Genomic DNA, 25,712 nt, shown 5'->3' with positions numbered 1-25,712 from the left:
TACCGCCAGCCCGTTCCAGCCTAGCCTCCGGGAGCGATTTTCGCTCTAAGGGGGAGTGCACATGCGCACATTCTTGGCTTCACTTGCAATGCTCGGGGCCGCTGCCATGCCGGCGGCAGCCCAGTCGATCGGCGGCACATACACGGTTTCCGGCACCAATTTCGACGGCTCGCACTATGGCGGCGAAGCAACCATCACGCTGACCAGCGAGACGACCTGCGCAATCCATTGGGAGACCGGCGGTTCGACCTCCGACGGCATCTGCATGCGCAACGACAATGCCTTTTCCGCCGGCTACTCAATGGGCAAGGAAATCGGCCTCGTCGTCTACAAGGTGGAAAAGGACGGCTCGCTGCACGGGCTGTGGACCATCGCCGGCCAGAACGGCAACGGCACCGAAACGCTGACGCCGAAATAAGCCTTCGCAATCTGTGCAAATCGATCTTTCGGGCCACGGAGACATTCGTGGCCCATTTCTTTGGCGTTGCTGTTTTGCGGCCGCCTGATAGGGCTTGATTCAAAATAGAATCCGGAAACGCCCTTGCCTCTTTCGCCAAATCTTCGCGGCGCGCTGTTCATGGTCGTGGCCATGATCGGCTTCACCCTCAACGACGCGATCACCAAATTCTCCTCCGAATCGATGAATATGGCGCAGGTCATGCTCGTGCGTGGCGCCTTCGCCTCGCTGTTCGTAGGCCTGCTCGCCTGGCAGCGCGGCGCGCTTGCCAATCCGGCTGCGATGCTGCAGCCGATGGTGGCCGTGCGCGTCGCCGGCGAGGCCGGCGCCACGGTGTCATTCCTGATTGCACTTGCCCATCTGCCGATCGCCAACGTCTCCGCCGTGCTGCAGGCGCTGCCGCTGGCGGTGACGATGGGCGCCGCCCTGGTGTTCGGCGAAGGGGTCGGCTGGCGGCGCTGGCTGGCGATCGCCGTCGGCTTTGCCGGCGTGCTGATCATCGTGCGGCCGGGCTTCGAAGGGTTCAGCGTTTATTCGCTGCTGGCGCTGGCGAGCGTCGCCTGCTGCGCCGTGCGCGACCTCGCCACCAAGCGCATCCCGCAGAAGATTCCCACCATGCTGGTGTCGACGGCAACGGCGCTGGCCATGACCGTGCTCGGCGCGGCTCTCCTTTCACCGATGGGTGGCTGGACGCCGATGACCGGCAAGGCAACGGCATTGCTGGCGCTGGCGGCCGTGCTGGTGCTCATCGGCTACCAGTTCATCATCATGGCGATGCGCTCGGGCGACATCTCCTTCATCGCGCCGTTCCGCTACACCGCGCTTTTGTGGTCGATCCTGCTTGGCCTGGTCATCTTCGGCGACATCCCCGATTTGCCGATGATCGTCGGCGCCGCCATCATCATCGGCTCCGGCCTCTACGCGCTCTACCGCGAACGCATCGTCGGCCGGCGCCAGCCCGCCGCCGAAAGCGCTGGACCCGACATGGCGCCGGACGGCATATAGGCCCATGGACCGGAGCGTTTCGGGCATCATTCTGGCAGGCGGCCTGTCGCGGCGCATGGGCGGCGGCGACAAGCCGCTGCTTTCGCTGGGCAATCGCAGGCTTGTCGATCGCGTCGCCGCACGTCTGCAGCCGCAGGTCGGGGCGCTGGCGATCAACGCCAATGGCGATCCGGAACGCTTCACCGTCGCCGGCCTGCCGGTGCTGCCCGACACCGTGCCGGACTACCCGGGCCCACTCGCCGGCGTCCTCACGGGCCTCGAGTGGGCGGCAATGAACCCGGCATGCGAGGCACTGGCAAGCGCTGCCGGCGACACGCCGTTTTTCCCGCGCGATGTCGTCGAACGATTGGCCGAGGCCGCCCGCAAGCAGCCGGGCACCATTGCCGTTGCCAGCTCCGCCGGCAGGTGGCATCCGACCTTCGCGCTTTGGCCGCTTGGCCTGCGCGATGTGCTGCGCCATTTCCTGGTCGACGAGGACAATCGCCGGGTTTCGGCCTTCATGGAACGGCACGGTTTTGTCCAGGTGGAGTTTCCGATGATCGAAGCCGAAGGCCTGCGCATCGACCCGTTCTTCAACATCAACACGCCGGACGATCTTGCGCAGGCCGAGCGTCTGTTGCAAAGCGTCGACCTATGAGACGCGTATTCGGCATTACCGGCTGGAAGAATTCCGGCAAGACGACACTGACCGAGAAGCTGGTCACCGAACTGGTGCGGCGCGGCTGGACGGTCTCGACGGTCAAGCACGCCCATCACGACTTCGACATCGACAAGCCGGGCGCAGACTCCTTTCGGCACCGCCAGGCAGGCGCAACCGAGGTCGCGATCGTATCCGGCAGGCGCTGGGCGCTGATGCACGAACTGCGCGACGAAGACGAGCCGACCCTGGATGATATCCTGGCGCGGCTGTCGCCGTCCGACATCGTGCTGATCGAAGGCTTCAAGCGCGAGGCGCACCGCAAGATCGAGGCAAGGCGGATCGAGGCCAGAGACCGCACGCCGCTCGCGGCCGGCGATCCGCACATCGTCGCCATCGCCGCGGATTTCAAAGTCGAGGGCGAAAGCCTGCCGGTCTTCGATCTCGATGACACGAAAACAATAGCCGACTTCATCGAGCGCGCCAGCGGCCTCGTCGCTCAAAGCAAGTAACGCAGCGGCACACCGCGATTGCCGGTTGTCGGTTGTTTTGCAGTTGCTTTTTTCTTGGAAAGAGTGGGAGTATCCCGCCAGCGGGCGGTCAGGAAAGCTCCGCCCACAAGAGCCGCATGGGACAGCGGCCATGATAATTATGAGAGGATCATCATGCGTATTGCACTGCGTATCGCGCTCGCCGCTTCGGCCGCGCTGCTGACACTTGGCGTTGCCCAGGCTCAGGAAAAGACCCTGAGGATCGGCACCGAAGGCGCGTATCCGCCCTTCAACAACCTGACTTCGGACGGCCAGTTGGTCGGCTTCGACATCGACATCGCCAAGGCCCTTTGCGACGAAATGAAGGTGAAGTGCACCTTTGTCGCGCAGGACTGGGACGGCATCATCCCGGCGCTGCAAGCCGGCAAGTTCGACGCCATCGTCGCCTCCATGTCGATCACGCCTGAGCGTCAGGAGAAGGTCGACTTCACCCACAAATACTATAACACCCCCTCGGCGATCGCCGTCGCCAAGGATTCGACCATCAAGGGCGTGACCAAGCAGGATCTTGCCGGCAAATCGATCGGCGTCGCCACCACGACCACCCATTTCAACTATGCCTCCAAGACCTACACCGACAGCACGATCAAGGGCTATCCGAGCAGCCCCGAGGAGCAGGCCGACCTCGCCAACGGTCGTCTGGACGCCATCGAGGACGATATCGTCGTGCTGCAGCAGTGGCTGGATTCGCCTGACGGCGCCTGCTGCAAGATCCTCGGCCAGCCCTCGCCGCAGCCGGTCGAGATTTTCGGACCAGGCGCCGGCATCGCCGTGCGCAAGGGCGAGACCGATCTGGTCAACAAGCTGAATGCCGCGATCGACGCCATCCGCAAAAACGGGAAGTATAAGGAAATCAACGACAAGTACTTCAAGTTCGACGTCTACGGCGCCGAATCCTGATCGGTAAGCCAACGGCGGCGGGGAGCCCCTCGCCGCCATAAATTCTTCCGGGATCGCCACGGAGACACGACCCGTCAATGCCGGCCCAGAGCATTTGGACACTTCTCAGCTGGGGACCGGATGGCTGGAGTGACGACATTGCGTCAGGCGTGCTGGTCACGGTTGCGCTGGCGCTTGCCACGCTTCCCTTCGGCCTGGTGATCGGTTTTTTCGTCGCCTTCGCCAAGCAGCATGAAGAACCTTCGCTGCGACTGGCCGGCAACATCTACACCACTGTCTTTCGCGGCCTGCCTGAACTGGTGACGCTGTTCCTGTTCTTCTTCGGTATGCCACTTTTGCTGCAACATCTCATCCGGTTGTTCAATCCGGACGCGACGATCGACGTCAACAGCTTCATCGCCGGCATGATCGTGCTGTCGCTGATCTTTTCATCCTACGCCAGCGAGGTTTTTCTCTCCGCCTTTCGCGCCATTCCGAAAGGCCAGTATGAGGGCGGCTACGCCATCGGCCTGTCGAAATGGCAGACCATGCGCCTGGTGGTCCTGCCGCAACTGTTGCGCATCGCCTTTCCCGGCCTCGAGAACTGCTGGCTCAGCCTGCTCAAGGACACCTCGCTGGTCTCGGTCGTCAATCTCGCCGAGACCTTACGCAATGCCGGTGTCGCGGCCCGCGTCACCAAACACTCTTTCCTTTTTTACAGCCTTGCGGCGCTGATTTTCCTTCTGCTCGCCATCCTGTCGTCGATTGCTACGAGCTATATCCTGCGCTCGCTCGGGCGAAGGGAGGCGCGATGAGCGTCAGCCAGGCCATCGCCGTCGACAAACCGCCGCCTTTGGCTCGCGGCTGGTCGCGCGCCCGTGTCGTCGGCTATGCGCTGGTCGGCGTGTGGATCCTTTTCGGTCTCGGCATCGTGGCCTATCTCGTCTACGCCTGGAATGCCGAGTTCTTCGCCAGATACGCGCCAGCCTATCTGCAGGGACTGGGCACAACCTTGTCGCTGGTGGCCATTTCGATGGTGCTCGGGGCAATCCTCTCGCTGCCCGTCGCCTATGGCCGCATGTCAAAGAACCGGGTGCTGTCGGGGCTGGCCTATTGCTATGTCTATTTCTTCCGCGGCACGCCGCTGCTCGTGCAGACTTATCTGGTCTATTACGGCATCGGTTCGTTCCGGCCGGAACTCGAAACGGTCGGACTGTGGTGGTTCTTCCGCGAGGCTTTCTACTGCGCCGTTTTTGCCTTCTCGCTCAACACCGCCGCCTATCAGGCCGAAATTCTGCGCGGCGCCATAGAAAGCGTTCCAAGGGGCCAATGGGAAGGCGCCGCCTCGCTCGGCCTGCACAGATTGCAGACGCTGCGCAAGGTCATCATGCCGCAAGCGATCATCGTGGCGCTGCGCCCTTACGGCAACGAGCTCATCCTGATGATCAAGGCCTCGGCCATCGTCGCCATCATCACTGTCTACGATCTAATGGGCAATGCGAAGCTCGCCTACGCCAAGTCCTTCGACATCCAGGCCTATATCTGGGTGGCGATCGTCTATCTGGTGATGGTCGAGATCCTGCGTCATGGCGTCGAGTGGATCGAACGCCGGATCACCGTCCATCTGCATCGCTGACTCCCATAGGCCGGCCTGATCCGTTAAGAAGGCCGGCAAAGCTGGCTTCTCAAGGATTCGGAAACATGGCATCGGTGGCATTTCTCGGTCTTGGCGTTATGGGCTATCCGATGGCCGGACACCTCAGGAACAAGGGCGGCCACGATGTCACCGTCTACAACCGCACCACAGCTAAGGCCGAGCAGTGGGTTGCCCAGCATGGCGGCAGGCTGGCGCAGACCCCGGCTGAGGCCGCGGAGGGTAAGGATTTCGTCTTCTCCTGCGTCGGCAATGACGACAACCTTCGCTCGGTGACGACCGGCGCAAAAGGGGCCTTCGCGGCGATGAAGAACGGCTCGGTCTATATCGACAACACCACCGCTTCCGCCGAAGTCGCGCGCGAGCTGGATGAAGCGGCCAAAAAGGCTGGCTTTTCCTTCCTCGACGCGCCGGTCTCCGGCGGCCAGGCCGGCGCCGAGGATGGTACTCTGACGGTGATGGTCGGCGGCCAGCAGGCCGCCTTCGACAAGGCCAGGCCGGTCATCGAGGCGTACGCCCGTATGGTTGGCTTGATGGGTCCGGTCGGTGCCGGCCAGCTGACGAAAATGATCAACCAGATCGCCATTGCCGGTCTCGTCCAGGGGCTGGCCGAAGGCATCCATTTCGGCAAGAAGGCAGGGCTCGACATCGAGAAGGTGATCGAGGTGATCTCCAAGGGCGCGGCCGGCTCATGGCAGATGGAAAACCGGCATAAGACCATGAACGCCGGCAAATATGATTTCGGCTTTGCCGTCGACTGGATGCGCAAGGATCTCGGCATTTGCCTGGCCGAAGCCGACCGCAACGGCGCCAAGCTGCCGGTGACAGCATTGGTCGACCAGTTCTACAAGGACGTGCAGGCGATGGGCGGCAAGCGCTGGGACACCTCCTCGCTGCTGGCGCGCCTGGAAAAATAGGCGGCGCGATGGCCCTGCCCGATCCGAGCTGGAGCGCCGACGACATCGTCGTTCACTTGCGCTCGATCGGCACGGAGCAAAACCGCGCCGGCATGGCGCGCTTCGGCATCAACATTGCGACCGCGCTTGGCGTCGGCAATTCCGAATTGCGGCCGCTGGCGCGCAAGCTGAAGAAGAACCATGAGCGGGCGCTGCTTTTGTGGGACAGCGGCATCCGAGAGGCGCGGCTGATGGCCGCCTTCACCGGCGAGCCGAAGAAGATCGACGCCGATATGTGCCGGCGCTGGGCCGCGGATTTCGACAGCTGGGAGATCGTCGATACGGTCGCGGACCTGTTTGCCGCAACGGCATTCTGGCGCGATCTTGTCGAGGAATTTGCCGCCGACGAGCGCGAATTCGTCCGCCGCACCGCCTTTGCCATGCTGGCCTGGGGAGCGGTGCATCTCAAGAATGAGCCGGATGCGACATTCCTCGCCTACCTGCCGCTGATCGAAAAGCATGCTGGCGATCCGCGCAATTTCGTCAAGAAGGCGGTGAACTGGGCGCTGCGGCAGATCGGCAAGCGGTCAGTGGCCTTGCACGCCCCTGCCCTTGCGCTGGCGGAAAGACTGGCGGCATCGTCGGACAAGACGGCGCGCTGGATCGGCAAGGATGCGGTGAAGGAACTCTCCGGTGCCAAAACGCTCGAACGCCTCGCCGCCAGAACGGCTTGACCTTGCCGGCATCCGCTTCATCGAGGTGACGCCGGAGACGCGCGGCTGCTTCGAAGACTTGTTCGAACAGCCCAGCGCGCCGAAATACTGTTGGTGCATGGCCTGGCGCTACTCCGGCCGCGAGCACATCGATAGCGACGAGAAAAAACGCCTGATGATGGCGCGCATCGATGCCGGCACACCGGTCGGCATTGTCGCTGAGCTGGCGGGCAAGCCAGTCGGCTGGTGCTCGGTCGCGCCGCGCGAAACCTACCGCAGGCTGTCGAAGCAACAGGATGACGGCGAGGCCGGCCTCTGGTCGATCGTTTGCTTTTACGTGCCGAGGTCGTTGCGCGGCGGCGGCCTCGCATCCGCTTTGCTCGATGCGGCGATCGACCATGCCTTCGCCAAAGGGGCCCACATCATCGAGGCTTATCCGGTGGACGAAGCGTCGCCGAGCTACAGGTTCATGGGCTTTCGCGACATGTTTGCCGGTCGCGGCTTCTACGAAACAGGCATGGCCGGTTCTCGCAGACATGTGATGCGGCTTGAGCGTTGACGTCACCCGGAGCAGCGTCTTTACTCGGCTCGAAGGGGAAGCGGCCAATGGACAACCGCCTCAAAACCGTAGCGCTCGCAGCCGCGGTGTTTGTCTCCACTGCCGTCGAAGCCTCGGCCGCGCCCACGCACATCTTCTGGAAGGATTTGCGCCCGGCCACCCAGGCGATCGCCGAGGACGCCAACCTGCCGATGATCGCGGCGAAATTGCCCGACCATGGGGAGACCTTGTCGCTCAATCTCCAGGACAAGACGATACAATTAGCCGGCTATGCATTGCCGGTCGATCGCGATGGTGACTTGGTCTACCAGTTCCTTTTGGTGCCGTGGACAGGCGCCTGCAGCCACATGCCGACGCCACCGCCCAACCAGATCGTGCTGGTCACGCCGGCGCATCCCTACAAGATGGCGCAGGTCTACCAGCCGGTCTCGGTCACCGGCGCGCTGCAGCCGGGCCTGGAGAAGAGCCAGCTCTTCATTCTCGACGGCGTCTCGATCGTCCAGTCGGGCTACACGGTGCGCAAGGCCGAGGTGACAAGCGTCGACACCGTGCCGGATACGGTCACGCTGCCGGTCAACTCGCCGTGGAATTTTCTCAACAAAAAGAAGAACTGACACGCAATCGCAATAGCCACCGCACGGTGGCTGCGGCGCATACATTCGGCCTTCGCCAATACGTTGCAATTCCAAAAGTGCAAGGATAGGTTGGCTGAGCTCTCTAAGCTGAGCTCTCTAAAGAGCGAAACGATCAACAGGCCGTTGGCAACCGTATGCTGCAGATTTTCCGGAAATCATTTGGCCCTCGCCCCATAATATGGTTCGCCAGCGCCTTTGTGTGGGTTTACGCATTTAACTTCATTCACAGTCACTATCAGAAGTATTTCCTCTATGTTGCGGCATCCGCTATTCTCACCGATATCGCGTTTGGTTATTTTTTGAAATTTCGGCAGAAGCGAGACCGCCAAGAATGACCCGACGGCTCACCGCCGCCATGTAAAAGCGGCAGGTCCATTCGTCCCCAAAAAAGCTACATGCTCAAGCCGCGTTGGCGCCCGATTCCTTGTCCAGCACCATGTAGTCGAGCGGGATCTCCGTCGTGTACTTGATCTGCTCCATGGCGAAGGACGACGACACGTCGCGGATCTCGATCTTGGCGATCAGCCGCTTGTAGAATGCGTCATAGGCGGCGATGTCGGGCACCACGACGCGCAAGAGATAGTCGACGTCGCCGCTCATGCGGTAGAACTCGACCACTTCCGGAAATTCCTGGATGACTTCGGAGAAGCGGCGCAGCCATTCATGGCTGTGCGAATTGGTGCGGATCGACACGAAGACGGTGACCCGCACATTGACCTTCTCGTGGTCGAGGATGGCCACGCGCCGCTTGATGACGCCCTCCTCCTCGAGCTTCTGGATGCGCCGCCAGCAGGGCGTGGTCGACAGGCCGACTTTCTTGGCGACATCGGCGACCGCAAGGGTTGCGTCCTCCTGCAGGAGGCGAAGAATTTTTCTGTCAAGGCGGTCCATGGGAGGCTCCAGGGGAATAGTTTGGCTATATTCCCTTTTATCCGGCCCTTTCACAAGAAAGAAATTCTGCCGAACGTCGGAAAAGCGAGTGATTTCTTGCGAGATCGCTAGTTGATGCGATAGCGGATTTCCGATTGGAGGAAAGGCAGCAAATCCATTTCAAACCAGGGATTCTTCTTCAGCCAACCGGTGTTTCGCCACGACGGATGCGGCAGCGGCAGCACTTTCGGCCTGGCCGGCGCGTCCCATGCGGCGCGCCAGTTCTTCACCGTGTCCGTCAATGAAGCGCTGCGCGCGGCGCCCATATGCCAGGACTGCGCATAGCCGCCGATCGTCAGCACCAGGTCGATCTGCGGCATCAGTGCCATCAACCGGCTGCGCCAGGCCGGCGCGCACTCGCGGCGCGGCGGCAGGTCGGAGCCCTTGGCATCCTGGCCTGGGAAGCAAAAACCCATCGGCACGATGGCGAATTTTTCGGTGTCGTAGAACTCCTCGCTGCTGACGCCGAGCCAGCTTCTGAGGCGATCTCCGGAAGCATCGGTAAACGGCATGCCGGATATGTGCACCTTGGTGCCCGGCGCCTGGCTGGCAAGCAGGATGCGCGCCTTCGATGAGGGTCTCAGCACCGGCCGCGGCTCATGCGGCAACGGCCGGCCGGCCGGGTTCTCGACGCAGATGCGGCAGGCCCGCACCCTCTGGGCTAGGCTCTCCAGCTCTTCACTCATGCCGGGCAGTTTATCCAATAGTTGCGCTCACGCCACAGCGCTCGGCCGGCTCGCGATCGCCGCATGCCAGCGCAGCACGTTGCCGCATTCCTCCGGCACCTTGATGCGCGCCGGCTTCATGAAATCGACAGCGATCAGCCCGGTGATGTCGGCGACCGAGTATTTATCGCCGGCGGCGAATTCCCGGTTCGCCAACTCCCGGTCGAGGAGATGCAGGAAGTCGATCGCCTTGGGTTTGTTGGCCTCGCCCCATTCGGCGATCTGCGGCACCTCCCAGTCCTTCATCGCCGGATGGATATGCCGGAAGGCGGCGGCGACGCAAGTCAGCAGATTGAACTCCATGCGCCGCTGCCACATCTCCACCATGGCCTTGCCGAGCGCTCCCTTGCCGAACAAAGCGGGCTCCGGATGCAGCTCCTCGAAATAGCGGCAGATGGCGATCGACTCCGTGATGATGGTGCCGTCGTCGAGTTCGAGCACCGGCAGCCGCCGCAGCGCGTTGCGCGACGCCACCGGCTCCTCGCGATGCTCCAGCGCGCCCATATCGATGGGCACCAAAGGAACGCTCAGCCCCTTTTCCGCGAGAAAAACCCGGACCCGCCGGGGATTTGGCGCGCGGCCGCCATCGAACAGCTTCATTCCAGTCTCCCGATCGCTTGCCCAATCATAGGGCGTGCTCCCGTTCATCACCAGAAGCGGAAAAGCTCGCGCAGGAGATCGCCGATCGACGCCAGCGTGCTGTGCTTCCTCTCGACCGGCGCATCGCGGTGGCTGTCACGCCAGTCCTGCGGCTCCTCGAAGCTGCCGGCCCAGACGCCGGCCTTGGCCGCCCTGGCGCCAGCCTCCTCCGCCTCGAAATCGCCATAGGCGACCGCCCATCCGGCCTCGACCTGCGCCCGATTGAGGTCCGTCTCGCCCGCCTTGCAATCGCCGAGCAGCCGGCCGTAGCGGTCGCGCTGCCAGCCGCTGCACGAAACCGGCCTGTTGGCGATCAGCCTGACCAGCGACTGCCGCGCGAGTTTGCCGCAGGCATAGTCGGCGGCGCCCTTGCGGCAGATCTGCATGTACTCGGGAGCGTCGATGCCGCGCATGCGGATGCGCTCGGCGCCCAGCGTGATCGAATCGCCGTCATTGACGACGGCAGTGCCCTGCTCGTTGCGGGTCTCGAAGCGGTCGAGCCGCGCCGCCACCAGGATGAGCAGGCCGAGCAGCACGACAGTCAGCCCATAATCCAGCAGCCTGCGCCAAAGGCTTGGCGGCGGGCGCGGAGCGTATCGCCGGCCCGGTCCTCGCGGCCAGGAACGGCTCATATGGCAAACAGTCTCTTAATCATTCGAACGTAGCTTAACGAACTGACAATCGCTGCGCGCAGAAATTGAACTTTGTATGCCTTTGCTACGCTCGGACACAGCGGATAAATTCATTGTGGACCGCAGGAAACCGCATCGCAACAGCGATGTGGCGCGCGCGGTGCGCAAGACGCGCGACCGTCTTTCGCAGCAGGCGGGCAATCTCGATTTCGACCGCGAACTCTTGAAGCTGCATGCGCGCGCCATGATGGTCAGCGCGGCGGCAATCCCGCTGCTCGTGCTCGCCGTGGCGGCAATCGGCCGCCTTGCCGGTCTGGACCAGCAGGTCACCATCTGGGCCCTGTTCACGCTGCTTTGCTATACGATCGTGGCTTTCATGGCCCACCGCGTCGAGCGCACGGAAGCCGCCGAGCTCGATCCGGTGCGGACGCGTCGAGAATTCCTGATCGGCCATTTCCTGTGCGGCCTCGGCTGGGCCTGGTTCGCCTGGCTCGGCTGCGATGCGTGCCAGGCCGACCAGTTTCATATCGTCAAGGCCGTGGTGCTCCTGGTCGCCATGGCAATAACCGCCGTAATGGCGTCGTCGCTGGGCGGCGCCCTGCTTGCGACCTTCGCTATCCCGGTCGCTGTCTACGTCTATGCGGTCGTCCGCCTGTGGATGCCGGTGGAAGCCATCATGGCGGCGCTGCTGGTGATTGCGCTGCCCTTTTTCGGCTATGTCGCGCGCCAGCTCAACCAGTCCTCCTGGATGGTGCTCAGTTTCCGTTCGGAAAAGGACGCGCTGATCGCCGAGGTGGAGACGGCGAAATCGATGTCCGACGAGGCACGACGCCGCGCCGAGGACGCCAACCTGGCGAAGTCGCGCTTCCTCGCTTCGATGAGCCATGAGCTCAGGACGCCGCTCAACGCCATCCTCGGTTTCTCCGAGGTGATGGCCAATGAAGTGCTCGGGCCGATGAACAACCCGACCTATCGCGACTACGCGCATGACGTGCACGAATCCGGCCAGCATCTGCTCGATCTCATCAACGAGATCCTCGATTTGTCGCGCATCGAGGCCGGGCGTTATCAGCTCAACGAGGAACCGGTGGTGCTGCTGACGATCGTCGAGGACTGCTGCCATATGATGGAGCTCAGGGCCCGCAACAAGGACATCCGCATCGTCCAGGAGTTCGAGACGACCTTGCCGCGCCTGTTTGCCGATGAGCGGGCGCTCAGGCAGATCACGCTCAACCTGTTGTCCAACGCCATCAAGTTCACCCCTTCGGGCGGCGAGGTGCGCGTGCGCGTCGGCTGGACCGCGGGCGGCGGTCAGTACATTTCGGTCAAGGACAACGGCCCCGGCATTCCGGAAGAAGAAATCCCGGTGGTGCTTTCAGCGTTTGGCCAGGGCTCGATCGCCATCAAGAGCGCCGAGCAGGGAACCGGCCTCGGCCTGCCGATCGTGCAGGGCCTGCTGGCCATGCATGGCGGCGAGTTCGAGCTCCACTCCAAGCTGCGCGAGGGCACCGAAGCGATCGCCATCTTCCCGCTGAGCCGCGTGATGGAGGAACTGCCGGCGCTGCCGACCAAGGCGGTCGCCGCACGGCGGCGTTAATTCCCCAAAACCCTTATCGCCGAACGGCCGCCGCCATGCCGGAACTGGTGAGCGCCGCGGCCTTGACGAGGCCGGCGGCAAGGCCGGCTCCTATCCCCTCGCCGTGACTGATGCCGAAATCGAGCAGCGGGCGCAGGCCAAGTTTTTGCGCTGCCCTGGCGTGGCCTGGTTCGGGCGACAGGCTGGCGAGCAGGCAATGGTCGAGCGCCGCGGGATTGGCCGCATGGAGGACCGCGGCCGCTGCGGTCGCGACGAACCCATCGAGCAGCACCGGGATCTTCTGCATGCGGGCCGCGAGAATGGCGCCGCAGATCGCCGCGAATTCGCGCCCGCCGACCCGGCGCAACGCCTCAAGCGGATCGCCGAGGCTGGCGCCATGCAAAGCAAGCGCACGATCAATGACGTCAACCTTGCGCGCCATCATCGCCGCATCCGCGCCCGATCCCGGCCCGACCCAGTCGCCGCCCTTGCCGCCGAACAGCGCCGCGCAAAGCGCCGCGGCGATGGTTGAATTGCCGACGCCGAGGTCGCCTAGGCAAAGCAGGTCGGCACCGCCGGCGACCGCTTCCATGCCGAACGCCATGGTGGCGGCGCAGCCGCGCTCGTCGAGCGCCGCCGCTTCGGTGATGTCTCCTGTCGGAATGTCGAGCGCCAGATCGAAGACTTTCAGGCCGAGATCGTTGGCGATGCAGACCTGGTTGATCGCCGCACCGCCGGCGGCGCAAAGCTCGACCGCATTGGCGGTCGCGGCCACCGGCCGTGGCGAGACGGCATGGCGCACGGCACCGTGGTTGCCGGCAAAGATCGCCACCAGCGGTCGGTTCACGGCCGGCGGCGCGCGCCCGCTCCAGGCGCCGAGCCAGGCGGCGATATCCTCGATGCGGCCGAGCGAAGCCTTTGGTTTGTCGGCCTTGGCGAACAGCATTCGGATGCGATCCTCGGCTGCGGCGTCCGCTGCCGGAAGCGTCGCCAGAAGGCTGCGGAAATCGTCGAAGGGTGTTGTGCTGGTCATGTCGATCGCCGCCATTGCTGAAGCTCGTATGCGGCATAGCCAGCTTCCGCGGCCGGCACAACCTCCGGGCAATGCCGCGGAAACGCCACCTCCGCGGCGCATTCCGGAGGGCTTGCATTGGTCTTGCGGTTGCACCATGTGGAAGCGAGGCAAGAGAACAGCATGACGGCAATCGAATCTCCCTGCATCCTGGTCTGTTCGATCGATATGAAAACCGGCTTCTGCTTCGGCTGCGGCCGCACGCGCGATGAAATCGCCGCCTGGATCGCGATGACGCCGGAAGTCCGGCGAGCTGTCATGGCCGAACTGCCGGCAAGACTGGAGACGGTCGAGCGGCGGCCGCGCCGCGAGACACGGCGCAGCCGCATGGCGCGCGAGCGCGACGCCCTTTGAGAAGAGATCACCCATGAACCGGCTATTCTGGATCGTGATGGCGGTGATCGGCACCGGGCTGGTGCTGCTTATGCTCAACGATTCCGCCGGCCGCACCTTCGGCATGGATAACAACGATTTCAGCCGGGTGATCTGGCTTGGCGCGCTCGGAACGCTGATCGGCGCCAGCCTGCTTCGCTCGGGTCGGCCGATGGGCGACATGGCGCGCAATCTCGGCGTCTGGGCGGCCATCGTGCTCGTCCTGATCGCCGGCTACCAGTACCGCTATGAATTGCAGGATGTCGCCAGCCGCGTCAGCGCCGGCCTCGTTCCGGGAAGCCCGTTGGCGCTGGGCGTGGACAACGGTCATGCCACCGTCACCCTCGACAAGGCCGATAGCGGTCATTTCGAAGCGCGCATCCTAGTCAACGGCACGCCGGTACGGGCCGTGGTCGACACCGGTGCGACCAGCACGGTGCTGACCTCCGACGACGCGCTGGCGGCCGGGTTCAATCCGGCGGTGCTCAACTTCACCATACCGGTTTCGACGGCCAACGGCGTGGCGCGCGCCGCCGTGGTGCGGACCGATCAGGTGGCGATCGGGGGCATCGTGCGCAAGGACATGCCAGTGATGGTGGCGGCTCCGGGCATGCTCGGCCAGAGCCTGCTCGGCATGAATTTCATCGGCTCGCTGTCGGGCTTCGATGTGCGCGGCGACCGGATGATTTTGCGCGACTGAAAGCCGGACGCGTCAAGCCGCCTCGGCTTGCGCCGCCAAGTCTATTGCCGCAAACGCCGTCTTCAGCACCTCAGGCCCGGCCCCCGGTTTATTGGCATCCGTGGACAGGATTTGCCGGTAGCGGCGTGCGCCCGGCAGGCCGTGGAACAGCCCGACCATGTGTCGGGTGACGTGGCCGAGCCGCCCGCCTTTCTCGATATGGCGCGCGGCGTAGCCGGCCATGATATCGAAGAGCGCGGCGTAGTCGAAGGCGACAGGCGGCTCGCCGTAAAATGCGGCGTCGACGCCGGCGAGCATGCCCGGCATATGATAGGCCGCGCGGCCAAGCATGGCGCCATCGACATGGCCGAGATGGGCGGAAGCCTCCTCCAGCGATTGAATTCCGCCGTTGACGCCGATGAATTCGTTCGGCTTTTTTGCCTTCAGCCGGTAGACGCGCGGATAATCGAGCGGCGGGATGTCGCGGTTTTCCTTGGGGCTCAGCCCTTCCAGCCACGCCTTGCGGGCATGCACCCAAAGCGCATCGGCGCCGGCCGCGAACACGCCGTCGGCCAGCGTGTCGAGCGCGGGCTCGGGATCCTGCTCGTCGACGCCGATGCGGCACTTGACCGTCACCGGGATTTTCACCGCGGCCTTCATCGCCGCGACGCAATCGGCGACGAGAACCGGCGTCTTCATCAGGCAGGCGCCGAACGTGCCGGACTGGACGCGGTCGGATGGGCAGCCGACATTGAGGTTGATCTCGTCATAGCCGAAGGCCTCGCCGATCCGCGCCGCTTCGGCCAGCTTTCGCGGATCCGAGCCCCCAAGTTGCAGGGCAACTGGATGTTCGGAATCGTCGAATCCGAGCAGGCGTTCGCGCGCGCCGTGGATGACGGCGTCCGCCACCACCATCTCGGTATAGAGCAGCGCCCGGCGCGTCAGCCGACGGTGGAAGAACCGGCAATGCCGGTCCGTCCAGTCCATCATGGGCGCCACGGCTATCCTATGATTTTGATTTTTCAGCATTTTTTCTTTGTCATCAAATCGTTAGAGCCTGCCGGGTGCACGCGAATTTACGCCAGAATACGACCCTTTTCGGGCTGTTGACCGGGAACTCTGCAACGGAAACTCTTCGCCAATCATGTTTTGATGGCGAAGAATCCATGATATTCGGTCGAGCAACTAAGATGAAGTCGGTTGCCTTCTCTCGCACGCGGGACTGATTAACGGGCTTGCTTCGGAAGCGTCGTGGTTGAAAAGCACGAGCATTCTCGTGGAGTGGCCTCGCCCCTTCGTCAGAAGATCGAGGCCAGTCTTGCTGAAGCCATACTGCGCTAATAAACGCCTGCCACCGCAAAATTTCGGAGAATAAACGTTTGAACCTCGTTCTCAGGCGTCCATTCGCCCAGGCTTCAATTCACGGGGATGGACAAGCGGGGCTTACTTATCGCGGGGATATCGACGGGCTGCGTGCCTTGGCAGTCGTTCCGGTGATCCTGTACCATACCGGCATTCCGGGTTTCGGCGGCGGCTTTGTTGGCGTCGACGTGTTCTTCGTCATCTCTGGCTTTCTCATGGCGTCGGTGATTTCAGGGGAAATCACTCGCGGCGGTTTCAGTTTGCTGCGTTTTTACGAGCGTCGCATCCGACGGATCTTTCCGGCGCTCTTTGCAGTTCTGGCGGCCTCGTCCATTGCCGCATGGTTCCTGCTGATGCCCGCCGAGCTGGAATATTTCGCCCGCAGCCTGAAGGCCGCAGCGTTGTTCACATCGAATATCCAGTTCGAGAAAGAAAGCGGCTATTTCGACATTGGTGCGCAGATGAAGCCGCTGGTGCACACATGGTCGCTTGCGGTCGAGGAGCAGTTCTACATTCTATTTCCGCTGCTGCTGGTCGCAATCAACCGGTTCGCGCGGCGACACACGGTGCCCATCCTGATCGGGTTGCTGATCGTCTCGTTTGTGGCGAGCGCATGGATGGTCTTCCATTCGCCGGTCGCAGCGTTCTACCTGCTGCAGTTTCGCGCCTGGGAACTGCTGGTTGGCGCGCTGATTGCCTTCGACGCGGTGCCGACGCCGAAGCGGTCGACCATGCGGGGAGGCTTGGCAGCCGGCGGCATTTTGCTGATCGCCTTAGCCGTGTTCGGATTTGATAACCGCACTCTCTTTCCCGGCCCGGCGGCACTGCTGCCCTGCATTGGCGCCGCGCTGGTGATCTATGCACACGACGAGCAAGGGCCGGCCAGCCAAATCCTGCGATCGAAGCCAGTTGTATTCATAGGCTTGATCTCCTACTCGCTTTATCTGTGGCATTGGCCCGTCATCGTGTTCAGCCGTGAGATGGCCGGGCGCGAACTATCCTTGCTTCACGGCAGCCTGATCGTCCTGACGTCGCTCGCCATCGCCGCTTTTTCGTGGTGGTTTATCGAACAGCCCTTCCGCGGTCGCAATGGCCGGATCGGCCGGCATTCGCTGTTTGCAGGAGCGGTCATTGTGATTGCGGTAGCCGTCAGCTTTGGGAGCCATATGATCAACGACAAGGGCGTTCCATCCCGTCTTCCTGTCGATGCTCGGAATGTCTACGCCGCGACCTACGATGAAAGCCGGTTCAGCGTTCCGCCCTGTTTCGCCGATTCCGATACAACGGGACCGACACCGGCCGACATACGCATGGGCAAGCTGTGCCCGCTCGGCATCGAAGGTTCGAACAATCCCGCTTTCCTCGTGTGGGGAGACTCCCACTCCGGCGCAATGGCTCCGGCTATTGATGCAGCCGCCACGCAAACCGGCGTTACTGGTCTCTTTGCCGGACATTCTTCATGTCCGCCTTTGCCAGGCGTTCAGCTCACGCCGCGTGGCGACACCAAACGGTGCGGTGACTTCAACGGAGCAGTGCGCGATCTGATCGCATCCAGACACATCCCGCTCGTCTTCCTGATCGCCTACTGGCCCAAATACGTGCACGATGCCGAATTGCCGAACGAGGGCGTTTATTTCGACCCGTCGGTGCCGCCACCGCTTGAAGACAGATCCGCCTCGGTCGTCGAAACGCTCGACCGCCTGATGGGGGAGTTGACGAAACAGGGCGACAAGGTTGTTTTGGTCATGGATGTCCCTGAGATGGGACATTATATGCCGGAGGCGGTCGCCAAGGCGATGATAGCAGGACGTTCCACCGATGTGGCCGCTCCATGGGATTATGTCGAGAAACGGCAGGCGCTTTCGCGTGCGATCTTGGCGCGCCTGGCCGAAAAATACGGTGCTGCCATTATCGATCCACTTCAAACGATCTGCAGCAATGGACATTGCGACGCAGTTCGAAACGGCTTGCCGATCTACAAGGATGCCGATCACATCACCGCAACCATGGCGAGGAGCCTGAGCCCTCTGTATGCGCCCTTGCTGTCAACGGCTCGTCAGTCGCCGGCGACGCCCAACCTCTGAAGCCGGCCGCCCGCTATCATTGATCCAAACAGCGGTCGTACCACTCGGCTGCCGCCGCTGGCAGGTTAGATGTGCGCAGTGAGAGGCGATGGGATGGTTCAATTGGCCGCCTCATTCGCCTGTTGTCTCACTGCATCTATCAGGTCCCGTGTCGCTTGAGCGACCTTGGCAACTGGCAGTCGATGAACGCAGTAGACGCGGCTCGGGTTGCCGGGTTTGCACAAATCGGGCGCGACACACTGGCAAGGCAGCGGAGGCTCAACAGTGCGGTGAAGCACCCCCAAAGGCCCCCAGATGTCGGGTGGCGTGAGGCCATACAGGCCCACAACTGGGGTTCCGACTGACGCGGCCAGGTGCATCGGGCCGCTCTCGTTTCCCAGAAAGATAAATGCATCCGCAAGCAAAGCAGCTAGTGTCTCAAGCGAGACCTTTCCAACAACGCTCACCAAAGGTGACATTGCCACATTCAAGATTGCTTGCTCGGTTGCGCTTTCATCAGGTCCACCGACCAGCAGTGACCGCAGGCCCGTCGTCGTATAAATCTCATCGATTACTGCAGCGAACCGTTCAGGTTGCCAGCGCCGCCCTTCGAACGTTGCTCCAGCGTGTACTGCCACGAAAGCTTTTACAGCCAGATTGCTTTGCGCCAGAACCTGGTTAGACGCGCTTCGCCCGACTGGTGTGGGTTCAAGCCTCGGTATCACTTCGCGTAATCCTATCCCAAGCGCTTCAAGCGGGGACAGATACCGGTACAAAAAGTGCGCGCCTCCATGGCCGAAGGGTTCAGCAAATATGTTAGCAGGCTGAACTTCCCAAAATTTCAGGGGCCTTTCCGGGGGATTGTATCCAACGCGCAGCGGGGCGCCGATTAACCTGTGCACTATCCTTGATGTCCTCGAGTCGGTTACATCAATGGTGAGATCGAATTTTCGGCGGCGCAGGTCAGCGAGCAAACTTGAATATTCCTTCACTCGCTGAAGCAGACTTCTACCAGCACTTCGACGGTCGAATCCGATGGCCACGTCTGCGATATTCTGGGTGTCTACGAAGTCTCGCAGGCCAGCAGCGCAAAGCATGGCTATCGTAGCGTTAGGGTAAGCGAGGCGCAGATTTCGCACGAGCGCCGAGGTCAGAATGACATCCCCGATATACTTCGTCTGAATAACGAGAATGGACTTGATAGCTAGCCGATCAGCCATCGAGACATTCAGCACATCGACCTCACGTAGGGCGGGTGATATCGGCCATGGCGGGCTCACCGTTCCAGCCAATGGATATCTCTCTTTTCAGCATCGAAGCAAGGTTGCCTTTGCTACGAAGTTGGGATGGTCCACCATATTGCGAGCTTCCCTAAGCCGTACTGGCTCGAGTATTTGCGCCATTCGCCATCGGCCTGCTGCGGTCGTCGTCATGGCATCTGTCCCTGCCACAAGGGCAATCCAGTTTCTGCAGCGAAGTCTCTATCCTCTGCGTAGATCGGCTCGCCTCTTCCAACTACCAGTCGCAGCAGAGCCGCATCTTCGTCGGCGTGATATCGAAAGGCATTTCGGGTGTCGTATCCATGCCCGGCCTGGGACAGGGAAAACCCGCTGACTACAACAGGAGCGAAACCGGCGAAACGCGCCAGCATGATCGCGAAGACCCCGGTGGAGATTTTCCGGTGCCAGCGGCGGGACACGTGATATTTGCCGCTAAGCCGCCAGATGATGTTGGCAAGCTGCCATTGGGTAAGCGCTTGCAAGGTGTCGTAACGATAATTGAAGGTGCGACAACCGGCTTTCAGCTTGTCCTCAACGTCCGGCCAAACCGGGATGATCAGATGTTTTGCCTGCCGTCCTTTTAACAGATCACGCTTGTAAAAATCCTGCTCGCCCTCGCCGACTAAAATGCCGCGGCGTATCAGGGCGACATCAGGAACGGGGAGGCCGAAGGTTTCCGCCAAAAGCTGGGAAGCATTGACGGTCACAAGCGCCCAGTCGGCATCATATCCCTCCGGGAGGCGAAAATTCGGCGCCGACCCCATCACCAAAGCGGGACCCGTGACCCTGGGCAAGCGAAGACTTGGCTTTGAAAAGGTTGGCAAGAGTTTCAAAAGCCGAGTTTTCATGCGGGAATCTGAACCGCCTGTTCCTCATACGCGCGCAGAATGCTCTCTTCTCGGCTCCACAATTCGTCCCATTGCGTGGCGCCAGACCAGCCCGCAAACCAAGGACCGCCGAGCGTGTAGTGCGCCAGCGAGACATCGGCGGGGTCGAGTTCCGAAGCCGAGGCCCCTACGAGGTAGTTCCATGCCAAAGGTAATTCCCCGATCTCATGGTCCTCAAGCCATTTGAAGGCGTGGAGGTCACGTCCAGGCCACGTATTGAGCATCTCGTTGGTCAGCCGTTTGTTGGAGGGATGATCGAGATTCCACAAAACGACCGACGACCAGTTTTTGCGGCGATAGAACGTCTGCGTTTGTCCGTCCATCTTGACCGCTTCGGATTCGCGTTGCTGGTGCTTAACCGCCATAATCGCGTAGGAAGGATCGAGTAGGTCGAGCAGCTTGGCTGGATCCTTTAGAAACAGGACGTCACAATCGCAGAACATGGCCCAGCCGCCTTGCCTCATAAACGGAACGGCAAAGCGCGATATGGCAAACTCGGTCGCCATCGGTGCCTCGGAAATCGGGCACCAGAGCTTACCATCACGAACCTCCATCGGTCGCTTCATAATCCCTTGGGCTTCAAGCTCTTTGAGCACGAGTGGCTTTATCTGCAACGGCGTGCTTGTCCGCCGATAGGCGCTCCATCGCGCTACATCTAGAACTCGGGATTCGCGTGGATCATATCCAATGTAGATTGGTATCACGTGGCAACTCTATAATTGGTGTGGATTTATTCGAATTAAGCAGGGAATCGCTACAAGCGGAAGACCCCGAAGTACGCCGGATCACTTCGTCGGTGGCGACCGGCCAACCAACTGCCCGACCCGGTCGAGCGGCTAATCGTCGAGGCCAAGCGCGACAAGCCGCATTGGGGCGCCCGGCAGATCAGAGAGCTCCTGGTGCGCAAGCTGGCCGGGGACGTGCGTATTCCCGCCAAGAGCACGGTGCACGCGGTGCAAGGCTTGCCCTTTTTCCATGGATTTCCTCCATGTCCAGCGTGTCGGTCATGCTTGAAATGATGTAACTTGAGGTGCCCATGCTGGAGGTGCCGGAATGTCGAAGAATTCGTCACGCGACTGGTTGGAGCGCGAACTGCATGCGTTCGCCGCAAAGCTCACGCCCGGCTCGCTGATCTTGGATGCCGGCGCAGGTGACCAGGTGTACGCTCCGATTTTCCAGCATACCCGATATGAGGCAGCGGATTTCGAAAAGGTCGATAAGGTTTACAAGAAACCGACCTTTAGCTGCGATCTGGCGTCAATTCCTGTCGAAGATGGGCGATACGATGCGGTTGTCTGCACACAAGTTCTCGAACATCTGCCGGAACCACTTGTAGTGTTACGGGAGCTTCATCGAACGCTAAAGCCGGGGGGATCGATGATCCTGACCTGCCCTCTATGGTACGAGGAGCATGAGCGGCCCTATGATTTCTACAGGTACACGCAATTCGGATTGAAGCACTTAGTGGAGAAAGCGGGGTTTGTTGTCGAAGAGGTGCGGTGGCTCGATGGTTATATGGCCAGCGTCACCCATCAACTCCGCCTTATGAAGAGGCACTTGCCTTGGAAGCCGTCTGATTTCGGTGGCGGTTTGCAAGGTGTTGTTTCGGCGGGAGCATTCGCCGTTTTCAGGCTCTTTCTTTCGCCGCTAAGATGGGCGGCTAACGCCGCTGATAGCAGGAATCGCTACGTTGGCGGCGGCCTTCCAAAGAACTATCTCATGATCCTTTCCAAACCGTCGTGACCCTACAGCGCCGCAGCCGCAATGCCGATCCGTCCAGTCCATCATGGGCGCCACGGCCACTCTATGCGCTTGATTTTTCAGCATTTTTTCTTTAACATCAAATCGTTAGAACCTGCCGAGTGCACACGAATTTACCCCAGAATACGACCCTTTTCGCCACGTTTCGATCTCTCAGTGCACACGGAGCGCACACGAAAACAATGGCCACCTACACAAAACTCTCGTCCGGTTCCTGGCGCGTCCAAGTCCGCCGCAAAGGTCGCTACGTCAGCGAAACCTTCTTGCGCCGGGACGACGCACGGCGCTGGGCAACCGAGACAGAGCGCCAGGTCGATCGCGGTGAGACGCCGACCAAGGCCCGAATAGCGCGCTTTAAAACTTTCGGCGAACTCATCAACCTTCATATCGACGACATGTGCGATGTAGGCAAGTCCCCTCGCCGCTCCAAGGCCGCAGCGCTCGATATGCTCCAAAGACATTTGGGGAAGTGCAACATCGCGGCCCTCGATCGCGAACGGCTCATTCGCTTTGGTCGCGATCGAGCCGCCCAAGGTGCCGGACCGATGACTCTCGGCATCGACATCGGATTTGTAAAACTCATTCTGGCTCATGCGGCTGCGGTTCACGGCCTGCCCGTCAAGGTCGAACCGGTTGATCTCGCGCGTATCGCCCTAAAGAGGCTTGGTCTCGTTGGGAAAGGCAATCAGCGCGACAGACGGCCGACCCAGGATGAACTCGACAGACTGATCGCTCACTTCGATGCAAACCCTCGTCAGACGGCACCAGTAAGCCAAATCATACGTTTCGCCGTCGCAACCGCGATGCGCCAGGAGGAAATATGCAAGGCCCGTTGGTCAGATTTGGAGACGAGCACGCGGATGCTTCTCATCCGTGATCGAAAAGATCCCCGAAACAAGAGCGGCAACAATCAGCGCATACCGCTGTTCGCTGCGACCGGTTACGACGCGTGGACCATTGTTGAGGAGCAGCGGGCAAAGCGCAGCAATGATGATGACCGAATTTTCCCGTTCAATCATAGGTCAGTCGGCACCGCGTTCCGTCGAGGATGCGCTGACCTGAAAATCCACGACCTTCATTTTCATGATTTGCGCCACGAAGGCACGAGCCGCCTATTCGAAGCTGGGTTCACAATCGAACAGGTAGCGCTGGTTACAGGACACAAGGATTGGAAGATGCTGCGACGCTACACACATCTAAAGCCCGAGATGCTTCATACTATCCACGCTGCGAAAGCTGCATAGTTGGGGTGCGAGAGAGGCGGCATCAATAGCAGGGCCACCCCGAGCTCAGTGTGCGCGCAACCACGGCAGAGCTTCGAAGGAGCGGCGGTTTTGGAGACCGAATAGCTTTCCTGCATCTCTTTGTTTTACATGGACTTTATGCCACAACGGTTTGTTAATGTGCAAGGATTTGTGTAACAAAGATCGACTTTTTTCAACCGAATTCGCGGCGCCAGCATCTGTGATAGTGTCCTAGTTCAAAGGAAGAGAGGTTGTTGCATGGCTATCCCCAACAGACTGGCCGCAGAATATCCAAACCGGTGCCTCAGCTGATTAATGCTGTGGAGGGCTTTGCACGCGATCATCGCTTGGTCGGGTCATTCTCTCTTTTGGCGGCTGCGGCTGTCCTGACCATTCCGTTCGAACGCGCCCAAGCTCGCCATTTCCTGCATCGGGAGCGGGATAATCAAATGACGGCTGCGATCGACCAACTCAGCAAAGTGAAATTCACCCAGGCGCCTTTTTGGCTACGGGAAGGCCCGGGTGACTGGCGGCAGTCGCATATCGTCAAAAACGCCAATTCCGTCGAACATTGGGTTGCGAGGGATGGCCGGCATCCGCTGGCAAAGGGTGCTGAGGATTTTCTAGCGCGAAAGAGGACACACGAGGTGTTGCGGACGATCCGGAATGCGCTGGCCCATGGGAACATCGTCTATCTGAACAAGGACGGTGAGGAGCGTGAGGGTGACATCGTTCACTACCTCGCTTTTCTTTCACGCTATGAGGAAGGCGCCGAGGCGCAGGCCCAAGCCGAAACGTACCGAGTGATTGTCACGACAGAGGACGAGTTCTTGCGGTTCATAAAGCTGTGGGCGAACTGGATCAGTGGACCTGCCATTGAAGACCGCGATATGCAGGCGGCATGAGCCCTCCAGCACTTGTTGCAACCGCAGATGGTCAAGGACCTTGTGGCGCCCGGCCTCTGATCACCATATACAAAAAGACATAGCTGCCATGCATCAGCGCCTGCGGCGTTTTGGTCGGTTTGGCCTGTTGACAACTCGGCAAATAATCGTACCCTCAGTGCAACGCGCTGCACGAACGTATTTACTTCATTTTAACGCTATGCCATAAAAAAGGCAGACGGTGATTCCACCGCCTGCCTTCTGTTTGTGCGTACCTGCGGACGTGGCGCCGTGAGGCTGCCCAGACCACCGGGTCCGTACCCTAGCAAGTCGGTTCTAGTGCCCAAAGGCCCCATTGACAAGCCACAGGCATAGTCGCTGGCGGCGCGCGCACGCGGAGTTGATCCGCTGCGCGGCCGTTCCGGCCAAACACAGGAACCGACATCAATGCCCGCAAAACTGACTTTTTTCCCCGTTGGCAACGGGGACATGGCGCTCATCGAACTGAACAACAAGCAGACGATCCTCGTCGACATGAACATCCGCGCCGCCGCCGACGATCCTGACGACGACACCTATGACGTCGCCAAAGACCTGAAGGGGCGCCTTCCGCGCGACGACAAGGGCCGGCTCTACATCGATGCCTTCCTGTTGTCGCATCCGGACTCCGACCACGTGACCGGCCTCACCACCCATTTCCACCTCGGCCCGCCCGAGGATTTCCCGGAGGGCAACAAGGATCTGATCCTGATCCGTGAAATGTGGTCGTCGCCGATCGTGTTCCGCCGCGCCAGTGCGCAGCACACGCTGTGCGACGAAGCCAAGGCATGGGCAAAGGAGGCGCGGCGCCGCGTCAAGCTGTTCCGCGAAAAGGGCTTGGCCGGTACCGGCTCTGGCGACCGCATCCTGATCCTGGGCGAGGACAAGGACGGCAAGACCGACGACCTGACGGACATCCTGGTCAAGCAGGACGAGCTGCTGACCGCGGCCGACCGCGTCAAGGCTAGCCAGTTCGAAGGGCGCCTGCTCGCGCCGATGTATGTCGACGAAGACGACAAGGATCTGATCGAGGAACTCGAGAAGAACAACTCCTCGGCGATCGTGCGGTTCTCGATCGCCGGCGACGGCTTCGCCGATCGCTGTCGCTTCCTGACCGGCGGCGACGCCGACGTCTCGATCTGGGACCGGCTTTGGAAGCGCCACAAGGACAGCAACAAGGACTGGCTGAGCTACGATGTGATGGAAACGCCCCATCACTGCTCATGGCGCACCCTGAGCCATGACCGCTGGTCGAAGCTGGGCGAGAAGGTCAAGGTCTCCGAGGACGCGAGGAATGCCCTGTCGCAGACGCGCGAAGGCGCCATCATCGTCGCCTCCTGCAAGCCCATCAAGAAGGATGACGACAACCCGCCGCATGAGCGTGCGAAGCGGGAATACGTCTCGATCACGTCCAGCGACCGCTTCATCTGCACGACCGAGTATGCCGAAGAGCATGACGGGCCGGTGGAATTCAACATCACCAGCGCCGGGACGGCCAAGAAGCAGGCGCTGACGCCCAAGAAGGCCGCTTCGATTGCCGGCGTCAGTGGCGTGACCACCACGCCCAGGGCTCACGGCTGA

Annotated in this window: 28 protein-coding genes and 1 pseudogene; 20 read left to right on the top strand and 9 right to left on the bottom strand. The window is 61.2% G+C overall.

What is annotated here, in order from left to right; all coding sequences use genetic code 11:
• The first annotated feature begins 61 nt into the window (after positions 1-61).
• From FJ974_RS17910 to FJ974_RS17860, 11 genes are all read left to right on the top strand, one after another.
• Positions 62-418, top strand: coding sequence for a hypothetical protein (locus tag FJ974_RS17910; protein WP_140534799.1), 357 nt, complete (start codon positions 62-64; stop codon positions 416-418).
• A gap of 123 nt (positions 419-541) precedes the next feature.
• On the top strand, positions 542-1,462 hold the full coding sequence (locus FJ974_RS17905) for a DMT family transporter (RefSeq protein ID WP_140534802.1): 921 nt from the start codon (positions 542-544) through the stop codon (positions 1,460-1,462).
• A 4-nt stretch (positions 1,463-1,466) separates the two neighbouring features.
• The gene (gene mobA, locus FJ974_RS17900) at positions 1,467-2,099 is read left to right on the top strand and encodes a molybdenum cofactor guanylyltransferase MobA (protein ID WP_140534804.1); all 633 of its coding nucleotides are present in this window, start codon (positions 1,467-1,469) and stop codon (positions 2,097-2,099) included.
• Entirely contained in the window at positions 2,096-2,611 is a 516-nt protein-coding gene (gene mobB / locus FJ974_RS17895) for a molybdopterin-guanine dinucleotide biosynthesis protein B (RefSeq protein ID WP_140534807.1), read from the top strand. Before mobA ends, mobB begins: the two co-directional genes overlap by 4 nt.
• Positions 2,612-2,764: 153 nt before the next feature.
• Positions 2,765-3,550 (top strand): ABC transporter substrate-binding protein, encoded by a 786-nt coding sequence (locus FJ974_RS17890; protein WP_140534810.1) that lies wholly within the window; start codon positions 2,765-2,767, stop codon positions 3,548-3,550.
• A 77-nt stretch (positions 3,551-3,627) separates the two neighbouring features.
• Positions 3,628-4,344 (top strand): ABC transporter permease, encoded by a 717-nt coding sequence (locus FJ974_RS17885; protein ID WP_140534812.1) that lies wholly within the window; start codon positions 3,628-3,630, stop codon positions 4,342-4,344.
• Positions 4,341-5,165, top strand: coding sequence for an ABC transporter permease (locus FJ974_RS17880; RefSeq protein ID WP_140534815.1), 825 nt, complete (start codon positions 4,341-4,343; stop codon positions 5,163-5,165). The genes FJ974_RS17885 and FJ974_RS17880 overlap by 4 nt, the downstream gene beginning before the upstream one ends.
• A gap of 65 nt (positions 5,166-5,230) precedes the next feature.
• Positions 5,231-6,100, top strand: a complete 870-nt coding sequence (locus FJ974_RS17875; protein ID WP_264296749.1) for an NAD(P)-dependent oxidoreductase — start codon at positions 5,231-5,233, stop codon at positions 6,098-6,100.
• 8 nt (positions 6,101-6,108) lie between these two features.
• Positions 6,109-6,813 carry a DNA alkylation repair protein gene (locus FJ974_RS17870; protein ID WP_140534817.1) on the top strand — a complete coding sequence of 235 codons (705 nt, stop codon included), beginning with the start codon at positions 6,109-6,111 and terminating at the stop codon, positions 6,811-6,813.
• Positions 6,773-7,351: a GNAT family N-acetyltransferase gene (locus FJ974_RS17865; protein WP_140534820.1), complete on the top strand. Its 579-nt coding sequence runs from the start codon at positions 6,773-6,775 to the stop codon at positions 7,349-7,351. The genes FJ974_RS17870 and FJ974_RS17865 overlap by 41 nt, the downstream gene beginning before the upstream one ends.
• Before the next feature lie 47 nt (positions 7,352-7,398).
• Positions 7,399-7,965 carry a DUF3299 domain-containing protein gene (locus tag FJ974_RS17860; RefSeq protein WP_140534822.1) on the top strand — a complete coding sequence of 189 codons (567 nt, stop codon included), beginning with the start codon at positions 7,399-7,401 and terminating at the stop codon, positions 7,963-7,965.
• Positions 7,966-8,385: 420 nt separating this feature from the next.
• On the opposite strand, the gene FJ974_RS17855 is transcribed toward FJ974_RS17860, so the two are convergent.
• The 4 genes from FJ974_RS17855 to FJ974_RS17840 all read right to left on the bottom strand — a co-directional run bounded on the left by FJ974_RS17855 (position 8,386) and on the right by FJ974_RS17840 (position 10,912).
• The gene (locus FJ974_RS17855; protein ID WP_006205209.1) at positions 8,386-8,877 is read right to left on the bottom strand and encodes an Lrp/AsnC family transcriptional regulator; all 492 of its coding nucleotides are present in this window, start codon (positions 8,875-8,877) and stop codon (positions 8,386-8,388) included.
• Positions 8,878-8,984: 107 nt separating this feature from the next.
• Complete coding sequence (locus FJ974_RS17850) at positions 8,985-9,602, bottom strand: uracil-DNA glycosylase family protein (RefSeq protein WP_140534825.1); 618 nt, start codon at positions 9,600-9,602, stop codon at positions 8,985-8,987.
• Positions 9,603-9,629: 27 nt separating this feature from the next.
• The gene (locus FJ974_RS17845; protein ID WP_140534828.1) at positions 9,630-10,241 is read right to left on the bottom strand and encodes a glutathione S-transferase; all 612 of its coding nucleotides are present in this window, start codon (positions 10,239-10,241) and stop codon (positions 9,630-9,632) included.
• A gap of 47 nt (positions 10,242-10,288) precedes the next feature.
• Complete coding sequence (locus FJ974_RS17840) at positions 10,289-10,912, bottom strand: thermonuclease family protein (RefSeq protein ID WP_140534830.1); 624 nt, start codon at positions 10,910-10,912, stop codon at positions 10,289-10,291.
• Positions 10,913-10,988: 76 nt separating this feature from the next.
• Between FJ974_RS17840 and FJ974_RS17835 the strand changes: the two genes are divergently transcribed.
• Complete coding sequence (locus FJ974_RS17835) at positions 10,989-12,509, top strand: sensor histidine kinase (protein ID WP_140534833.1); 1,521 nt, start codon at positions 10,989-10,991, stop codon at positions 12,507-12,509.
• Positions 12,510-12,522: 13 nt separating this feature from the next.
• Here FJ974_RS17835 and FJ974_RS17830 read toward each other — a convergent pair whose 3' ends face one another.
• On the bottom strand, positions 12,523-13,521 hold the full coding sequence (locus FJ974_RS17830) for a nicotinate-nucleotide--dimethylbenzimidazole phosphoribosyltransferase (protein ID WP_140534835.1): 999 nt from the start codon (positions 13,519-13,521) through the stop codon (positions 12,523-12,525).
• A gap of 162 nt (positions 13,522-13,683) precedes the next feature.
• Here FJ974_RS17830 and FJ974_RS17825 point away from each other — a divergent pair, with 162 nt between their 5' ends.
• Both FJ974_RS17825 and FJ974_RS17820 read left to right on the top strand, forming a co-directional pair.
• The gene (locus FJ974_RS17825) at positions 13,684-13,914 is read left to right on the top strand and encodes a DUF1289 domain-containing protein (protein ID WP_181177193.1); all 231 of its coding nucleotides are present in this window, start codon (positions 13,684-13,686) and stop codon (positions 13,912-13,914) included.
• A 13-nt stretch (positions 13,915-13,927) separates the two neighbouring features.
• On the top strand, positions 13,928-14,632 hold the full coding sequence (locus FJ974_RS17820; RefSeq protein WP_140534838.1) for a TIGR02281 family clan AA aspartic protease: 705 nt from the start codon (positions 13,928-13,930) through the stop codon (positions 14,630-14,632).
• A gap of 12 nt (positions 14,633-14,644) precedes the next feature.
• Here the strand turns inward: FJ974_RS17820 and dusA are convergent, their stop codons facing one another.
• Entirely contained in the window at positions 14,645-15,640 is a 996-nt protein-coding gene (gene dusA / locus FJ974_RS17815) for a tRNA dihydrouridine(20/20a) synthase DusA (protein ID WP_140534840.1), read from the bottom strand.
• Between the two features lie 350 nt (positions 15,641-15,990).
• On the opposite strand from dusA, the gene FJ974_RS17810 reads away from it, so the two are divergent.
• Positions 15,991-18,057: an acyltransferase family protein gene (locus FJ974_RS17810; RefSeq protein WP_140534843.1), complete on the top strand. Its 2,067-nt coding sequence runs from the start codon at positions 15,991-15,993 to the stop codon at positions 18,055-18,057.
• Positions 18,058-18,155: 98 nt separating this feature from the next.
• On the opposite strand, the gene FJ974_RS17805 is transcribed toward FJ974_RS17810, so the two are convergent.
• The 3 genes from FJ974_RS17805 to FJ974_RS17795 form a co-directional block, all read right to left on the bottom strand.
• Positions 18,156-19,328 (bottom strand): glycosyltransferase family 9 protein, encoded by a 1,173-nt coding sequence (locus FJ974_RS17805; protein WP_413468312.1) that lies wholly within the window; start codon positions 19,326-19,328, stop codon positions 18,156-18,158.
• A 137-nt stretch (positions 19,329-19,465) separates the two neighbouring features.
• Complete coding sequence (locus tag FJ974_RS17800) at positions 19,466-20,164, bottom strand: hypothetical protein (protein WP_140534845.1); 699 nt, start codon at positions 20,162-20,164, stop codon at positions 19,466-19,468.
• A complete protein-coding gene (locus tag FJ974_RS17795; RefSeq protein ID WP_226891287.1) occupies positions 20,161-20,817 on the bottom strand; it encodes a hypothetical protein in 657 nt (218 codons plus the stop codon). Before FJ974_RS17795 ends, FJ974_RS17800 begins: the two co-directional genes overlap by 4 nt.
• 171 nt (positions 20,818-20,988) lie before the next feature.
• Between FJ974_RS17795 and FJ974_RS17790 the strand changes: the two are divergent.
• From FJ974_RS17790 to FJ974_RS17770, 5 genes and pseudogenes are all read left to right on the top strand, one after another.
• Positions 20,989-21,159: pseudogene (locus FJ974_RS17790) on the top strand (helix-turn-helix domain-containing protein); the annotation flags it as partial.
• A gap of 97 nt (positions 21,160-21,256) precedes the next feature.
• Positions 21,257-21,946: a class I SAM-dependent methyltransferase gene (locus FJ974_RS17785; RefSeq protein ID WP_140534851.1), complete on the top strand. Its 690-nt coding sequence runs from the start codon at positions 21,257-21,259 to the stop codon at positions 21,944-21,946.
• A gap of 200 nt (positions 21,947-22,146) precedes the next feature.
• Positions 22,147-23,208, top strand: coding sequence for a site-specific integrase (locus FJ974_RS17780; protein WP_140534853.1), 1,062 nt, complete (start codon positions 22,147-22,149; stop codon positions 23,206-23,208).
• Positions 23,209-23,462: 254 nt separating this feature from the next.
• On the top strand, positions 23,463-24,113 hold the full coding sequence (locus tag FJ974_RS17775) for a hypothetical protein (protein ID WP_140534855.1): 651 nt from the start codon (positions 23,463-23,465) through the stop codon (positions 24,111-24,113).
• 468 nt (positions 24,114-24,581) lie between these two features.
• Positions 24,582-25,712, top strand: coding sequence for a hypothetical protein (locus tag FJ974_RS17770; protein WP_210240710.1), 1,131 nt, complete (start codon positions 24,582-24,584; stop codon positions 25,710-25,712).

It is taken from the genome of Mesorhizobium sp. B1-1-8, assembly GCF_006442795.2.
GTDB lineage: Bacteria > Pseudomonadota > Alphaproteobacteria > Rhizobiales > Rhizobiaceae > Mesorhizobium.
The sequence above is the reverse complement of the archived record's forward strand: the minus strand, read 5'-3'. Positions and strand labels throughout refer to the sequence as shown.